This is a genomic window from Rheinheimera faecalis (assembly GCF_021290965.1).
Classification (GTDB): Bacteria; Pseudomonadota; Gammaproteobacteria; order Enterobacterales; family Alteromonadaceae; genus Pararheinheimera; species Pararheinheimera faecalis.
In genome coordinates this window covers 1-448 of sequence record NZ_JAJOYT010000040.1, presented here as the reverse complement: position 1 = coordinate 448, position 448 = coordinate 1, and the positions used below count along the sequence as shown (strand labels likewise).

Here is a 448-nt window from a genome sequence, read left to right as displayed (position 1 = left end):
CCATCATTCCCGCAAAGCACTTTGTTTATCCAAATTACGCGATAAAGCATCCATCACTTTGGTTCGTACCATTTGCCATGCCATTGAACTTTATGGCAAACCACGCATTATCCGCACCGACAACGAAGCTGTTTTTACCTCCAGAACCTTTCGTTGGGCGTTGACACTTTTAGGGATCAAACATCAATGCACAGAATTGGGCTGCCCCTGGCAGAATGGAAGAATTGAGCGATTGTTTGGCACCTTCAAACGACACATCAGACAAATCATCGTTGAAGATGGAATAGCACTTAGTCAGCGATTAGCTGAGTTTCAGTTCTGGTATAACGCTATCCGCCCACACCAAAGCCTGAAGGGCCAAACACCAGACGAAATCTGGCACAACAAGCCCATTCCTCAAACCAAAAACTGGAACTATATCGAATTCTGGAATGGCGTGTTGCAGGGG

General features: G+C 46.0%; 1 protein-coding gene. It reads left to right on the top strand.

Annotated features, from left to right (window positions below; all coding sequences use genetic code 11):
• The coding region (locus tag LSG34_RS20675) for an integrase core domain-containing protein (RefSeq protein WP_233011227.1) at positions 1-448 on the top strand (448 nt) is incomplete at both ends.